Raw genomic sequence first — 255 nt, 5'->3', positions numbered from 1 at the left:
CAGACCAAAGAGCAGATTTCCTAAATAAGTTATCAACTAAACTAATACACGAAAACCAAGTTATAGTTATTGAGGACTTGAAGGTAAAGAATATGGTGAAAAATCATAAGTTAGCGAAAGCTATAAGCGAAGCAAGTTGGTCGGAGTTCAGAAGAATGTTAGAATATAAAGCTAATTGGTATGGTAGAGAAATAATAGTAGCAGATAAGAATTTCGCATCTAGTCAATTATGTTCTAAATGTGGATATAAAAATC

The 255-nt window shown here is 31.8% G+C and carries 1 protein-coding gene; it reads left to right on the top strand.

What is annotated here, in order from left to right; translation table 11 throughout:
- Positions 1-255, top strand: a 255-nt coding sequence (locus KGF48_RS20100) for an RNA-guided endonuclease TnpB family protein (protein ID WP_227843091.1), incomplete at both ends; no start/stop codon positions are given.

Source organism: Clostridioides sp. ZZV15-6388 (assembly GCF_020657755.1).
GTDB lineage: Bacteria > Bacillota > Clostridia > Peptostreptococcales > Peptostreptococcaceae > Clostridioides.
The sequence above is the reverse complement of the archived record's forward strand: the minus strand, read 5'-3'. Positions and strand labels throughout refer to the sequence as shown.